Source organism: Streptomyces alkaliphilus (assembly GCF_014141535.1).
Lineage (GTDB): Bacteria > Actinomycetota > Actinomycetes > Streptomycetales > Streptomycetaceae > Streptomyces > Streptomyces alkaliphilus.
On record NZ_VKHT01001662.1, the window covers coordinates 1 to 549 of the forward strand.

Genomic DNA, 549 nt, shown 5'->3' on the forward strand with positions numbered 1-549 from the left:
GTGTACAGCTCGGGGACCGGGTCGGGGTGGGTCCACAACCGGGCCTCGCGCACCGGCCAGGGGCCGTCCTCCGCGTGCACGGTCTCGCCGGCGAAGAGGGCGCGCATCACCTCGACGGAGAACTCCAGTCGGCTGTTGCGTTCGTCCTTGGGGGGCCACGGGTCGCCGGTGACCCGTTCGTTGAGGGCCTCACCGGAGCCGAGGGCCGCCCAGTGCCGGCCGGGGAACATCTCCCCGAGGGTGCCCATCGCCTGGGCCAGCACCACCGGGTGGTACCGGGTGCCGGGGGAGGTGACCACGCCCAGGGACAGGTCGGTGGCCTGGAGGGCGGCGCCCAGCCAGGTCCACGCGTGACCGGAGTGGCCCTGGCGGGTGTTCCAGGGGGCGAGGTGGTCGGAGCACATGCCGGCCCCGAAGCCCGCCCGTTCGGCGGCGCGGAGGGCGTCGAGCAGCACGCCGGGGGCGAACTGTTCGTGTGAGGCGTGGAAGCCGTAGACGGTCACGGCGTCCACGCCCCCCGGAGAGCGGCCGGGCGGCGACGCCGATCCC

The 549-nt window shown here is 74.9% G+C and carries 1 protein-coding gene; it reads right to left on the reverse strand.

Annotated features, from left to right (window positions below):
* Positions 1–512, reverse strand: a 512-nt coding sequence (locus tag FNQ90_RS26210; RefSeq protein ID WP_323380198.1) for an LLM class flavin-dependent oxidoreductase, incomplete at its 3' end; no start/stop codon positions are given.
* Positions 513–549: the final 37 nt, after the last annotated feature.